Here is a 4,489-nt window from a genome sequence, read left to right on the forward strand (position 1 = left end):
CTTCGAGCTGGTTGATTTGAGTCATGTTGAAGAGGATTTTACTCATGGTTGTTTCTCCCGTCTGAATGAATAGGTTCATTGTAGCGATTCGTATCCATACGAAAAACCCCGAATGATGCACTTTTTTTCAAGTGTCTATCATTCGGGGTTCAGTTCACTCATTTTATGCTAACGCTTTTTTTGTTACTTAAAAAAAGCGTTAATTCAAAAGTGCAAGTACTAACTTATATAGATCAATGAATGAATATTATGAAAGTATGTTTACCAAAACAAACTTCGCGCTCTATTTAAGATAGGGAATGGCATATACCTAATTCAAAAAAAGGAGTCTTGCTATTCCGTTTTTGATATTTGTCGAATTGTATAGCTTGCTAGACTGATTGAGTGATTTTTACGATGTTGACTTGTGATTCGATAGAGAAAGAGGATGAGACTAAATGAGAACGTCAAGAAAGGCACGACAAAAAAGAACAGGTGGAAAACAACGCAAAGAAACATATGTGATTTTTGTGGTGTTTGTTTTCATAGTAATTTTTTTAGTGGCGATTAATTTAGAATTCCGAGGAGGATGGGATAAAGCATTTGGAGTATACGGATCAATTATGATCACGTATTTAATTGGAAAAATGCTGCTGTCGTTTCTTTATAAACCTTATATAAATGAACCTGGAGAACATAGAGTGTCCGTCATCATCCCGTCATACAACGAAAAGCCCAAAGCGGTACTGGGGATTATTGAGAGCATTATTAAACAAGATTATCCCATCGCGGAACTGTTTTTTGTAGATGACGGTAGTAAAGACGATAGTGGATATTTAGCTGTACTCGAATATAAACAGAAACTTGAAATGGAAGGAGAATTACCGTTTAAGTTTGTGGTCCATAGACTTGAAGAAAATAAAGGGAAAAGACATGCTCAGATCTGGGCGTTCCAACGTGCTACTGGAGATATTTTTTTTACAGTTGACTCCGATGGATACACTTACCCCGATGCTTTAAGGGAGTTGCTTAGACCTTTTGTAGATCCTGATGTCATGGCTGTCACGGGACATATTAATGCAAGAAATAGAGATTATAGCTACTTTACTAAACTTTTAGATATGCGCTACGATAATGCATTTCGTGTTGAGCGCGCTGCGCAGTCCGTCACAGGAAACATCCTGGTTTGCTCAGGTCCCATTAGTTGTTACAGAAGAGAAGTTGTTTTGGAAAATATTGAACATTATGGAAATCAAAAGTTTCTTGGGGAAGTAGTGCAAACTGGTGACGACCGATGTTTGACAAATTACGCGATATTGAAGGGGAAAACAGTCTATCAGTCAGGAGCGCGTTGTGACACAGACGTACCTGAAACGTTAAGACAGTTTTTAAAGCAACAAGTGAGATGGAATAAGTCCTTTTTTAGAGAAACTCTTATTGCATTTTCAATTGGATTAAAAAAACCAGTTACCTTAGTTTGGGTAATGTTTGAGATGACTTTGTGGTTGCTATTCGGATTTATCGTAGTAGTTGCATTGTTATTCAAAGTTAAGTCGTTTGGTCTGATTATGTTGAGCTATTATTTGATTGCTATTTCGTTGTCCGCATATGCACGCAATGTTCATTATATAGTTAAACGACCTTTAATATTTCTAATGGCGCCACTATACGGAATAATACATCTAGTGTTACTATTCCCCCTTCGCTTCTATGCCCTGTTTACATTGAAAGAAACTAAATGGGGAACGCGTTGAGAAACGATTAAATATAACAAAATGATTCAAATTAAGGAGAAGTTAATTATGTTAGATACTAATATTTCTAAATTATCAAATTCAAAGTTCAAATCTTTAAAAAATAAGATTCAAACAAACAGCGCTGTAGTTGTTGTTTTAGGTCTTGGTTATGTAGGTTTACCAACAGCAAAGCATTATGTAGATAAAGGTTTTTCGGTGGTAGGATTGGATATTTCTGAAGATAAAGTTTCGCAACTAAAAAGTGGAAAGAGCTATATTCAAGATGTATCAGCTCTTGAGTTGGAGGGTATGCTAGAAAAGGGATTTTATCCAACCACAGATGTGGAAATTCTAAATGAAGCTGATATTGTTGTTATTTGTGTCCCCACCCCTATTGATCATTTGAAAAATCCAGATTTGAGTTATGTAGAAAATGCTGGCAAGATGATTTCGAGAAGTTCTAATGGGGACCTTTTGGTTATTTTAGAGAGTACGACTTATCCAGGGACTACAGAACGCTTCATTGCAAAGCCATTGGAAGAAAAAAAATTAATTGTTGGAGAAGATGTATTTATTGCATATTCTCCTGAACGGATTGACCCAGGAAATCAACACTTTTCTTTAGTAAATACACCAAAGGTTATCGGAGGTATGACTTCGAAATGTACAGATTTGGCTGCTGAATTTATTGGGGAGACAGCACATCGAGTATCGGATATTAAAGTGGCTGAACTATCTAAAGTTTTTGAGAATACATTCAGATGGATTAACATTGCATTGGTCAATGAAGTTGCAGAACTAGCACACTCTTTAGATATTGATATTTGGGAAGTGCTTGATGCTGCTGACAGCAAACCATATGGTTTTATGAGATTCAACCCAGGTATTGGTGTAGGCGGGCATTGTATACCGGTCGATCCTTACTATTTAACTTATATTATGAAGGAAAATGGGAAGACTACTCGAATGATTAATTTGGCTGGTGAAATTAATGATCAAAGAATCAATCATACTGTGATGCGTATTCTGGAGTGGTTTAATGAAAAACGTCTTGTTTTATCAGATTCTAAAGTTGCCGTTTTAGGGGCAGCGTATAAAAAAAATATTGGGGATTTACGTGAGAGTCCAGTGCTAAATTTGGTTGAAACACTAGAGAAATATACAGAGGAAATTGTTGTTATTGATCCTTATGTAGAATCTTCGCTCAGTGTAGCTCTTGGTAATCAACAAACCACTTACACTTCGAAGGTAGATTATCAAGCATTTAGCGAATATGATTTGGTAATTATTGCTACCCCACATGATTGCATCGATTATCAACGTGTTCTTTTAAATAGCAATCTCATATTTGATACGCAAAATATTTTCATGGCTGAGGTATATGCAGAATCGTCCAAAGTTCGTAAATTGTAAAGGTTGAAATTCATATGACAAAGAAAACTTATTTTGAAGAAGATAAGATGATTGAGAAGATTAATTTTTATTTCGAACAATATAAGAAAGAGAACAGTGATGTCATTACAATAAAATCTTATGAAAAATTCAGAGTGAAGTACCCTGATGCACCGAGTGTTTATTATGTTATGAAATGTTTTGGTGGATGGAGAATAGGATGTGAGAAATCAAACCTTCGCCCAGGTTTTAAATATAGTGAAAGAGAAGTTTTAGCAACATTACGAGAGGCAAGTTCTTTTCTAGGGGTTGACGTCTCTTATGAACGCTATAGAATGTGGGCGAAGAAGAATGGGCAGATATCACCTAAAGTACTTTTAAAGCGATTTGGTACGTGGGCAGATGTACTTAAAGTACTGAATGGAATCCATAATGAAAAAGAGAGTAGATAATCATGAAGAAAAAAGTGTGGCTGACAATCATTTCTTTGTTCGTATCAATTAACATAATAATCGTCGCCTTTGTTTGGTATAAAGCAGACGATCTATTTAACGAGATGAATTCGGGAGTAGATTTGCCCCTCCAAACTATAGGAGAAGTAAACCTTAAACAGAAGGAGCCTATTTCTATTTTGTTGATAGGTGTAGACGCAAGGCCGAATGATAAAGGACGAAGCGATACAGTTATGCTAATGAACTTAAATCCGAAAGAAAAAAAAGGAATGCTTATTAGCCTACCTCGTGACTTGTATGTGAATATTAAGCCCTCTAATACGATGGATAAATTAAACCATGCATACGCATTTCATGGCGTTCAAGGAACGGTAGCGACTGTCGAGAACTTTTTGGATATTACTATTGACCAAGTTGCAGTTATCGATATGGATGGCTTTAAAAAGGCAACAGATATATTTGGTGATATCAAAGTTGATAATAAATTTGAGTTTACGAGTGGGAAATATACCTTTCCAAAAGGTGAACAGTATCTGAGTGGCGATGAATTGTTAGCTTATGTGAGGATGCGAAAGGAAGACCCATTAGGAGATTTTGGGCGACAAGAGCGTCAAAGAGAGGTCGTTTTAGCATTCAAAGAGCAACTAGACAAGAACATCTCGCTTAAATCATTAAATCAAATAAAGAATCTTTTTGGTGAAAATATAGTTACTACATTGAGCTTAAGTGATTCAATTAATTTGATAAGTAATTATAACGATGCTTTCAAGTCTATTGAAGAAGTATCACTCCAAGGAGAGGGTAAAAAAGCTTCAGATGGAATATATTATTGGTATGCAGATGAAAATCAGATTCGCCAACTGAAAAATGAACTAAATTAGCTTATAGCTAGGATTAGACTACTTGATGTATCTCACAAGTTGATTAATC

At 35.7% G+C, this 4,489-nt stretch carries 4 protein-coding genes; all 4 read left to right on the forward strand.

What is annotated here, in order from left to right; translation table 11 throughout:
* Positions 1-437: 437 nt before the first annotated feature.
* From GVY42_RS15490 to GVY42_RS15505, 4 genes are read left to right on the forward strand one after another with little or no spacing between them, the layout of a single operon-like run.
* Entirely contained in the window at positions 438-1,733 is a 1,296-nt protein-coding gene (locus GVY42_RS15490) for a glycosyltransferase (RefSeq protein WP_159563817.1), read from the forward strand.
* Positions 1,734-1,781: 48 nt separating this feature from the next.
* Positions 1,782-3,128, forward strand: coding sequence for a nucleotide sugar dehydrogenase (locus tag GVY42_RS15495; RefSeq protein ID WP_159563816.1), 1,347 nt, complete (start codon positions 1,782-1,784; stop codon positions 3,126-3,128).
* 14 nt (positions 3,129-3,142) lie between these two features.
* Positions 3,143-3,559 (forward strand): hypothetical protein, encoded by a 417-nt coding sequence (locus GVY42_RS15500; RefSeq protein WP_159563815.1) that lies wholly within the window; start codon positions 3,143-3,145, stop codon positions 3,557-3,559.
* Positions 3,560-3,561: 2 nt separating this feature from the next.
* Positions 3,562-4,440: an LCP family protein gene (locus tag GVY42_RS15505; RefSeq protein WP_159565627.1), complete on the forward strand. Its 879-nt coding sequence runs from the start codon at positions 3,562-3,564 to the stop codon at positions 4,438-4,440.
* Positions 4,441-4,489 lie beyond the last annotated feature (49 nt).

The sequence above is a fragment of the Exiguobacterium sp. 8A genome (assembly GCF_902506275.1).
Classification (GTDB): domain Bacteria; phylum Bacillota; class Bacilli; order Exiguobacteriales; family Exiguobacteriaceae; genus Exiguobacterium; species Exiguobacterium profundum.